Consider the following 219-nt stretch of genomic DNA (forward strand, 5'->3'; position numbering starts at 1 on the left):
CCGACCTGCTCTCCGCCAGGACCCACGAGGCGGACCTCGGGGACGCGGATACGGTCGTTGGTTCTGGGATCGCTGATGCGGGTCTCCTTCACTCGTTTCTGCAGGCACGCACGTGAAGAGATCCGCACCCGTGCAACCGGCCGCACCTCGAAAGGCACATTCGGCGGAGTGCGCCATCCGCCCACCCCTCACGGGTGCGGACGGACTACCAACTCGAAC

General features: G+C 66.2%; 1 pseudogene. It reads right to left on the minus strand.

Going from position 1 to position 219, the window contains the following annotated elements:
* A pseudogene (locus tag FJ658_RS16925) lies at positions 1–92 on the minus strand (translation initiation factor IF-3); the annotation flags it as partial.
* Positions 93–219: the final 127 nt, after the last annotated feature.

Source organism: Schumannella sp. 10F1B-5-1, assembly GCF_006517535.1.
Classification (GTDB): domain Bacteria; phylum Actinomycetota; class Actinomycetes; order Actinomycetales; family Microbacteriaceae; genus Schumannella.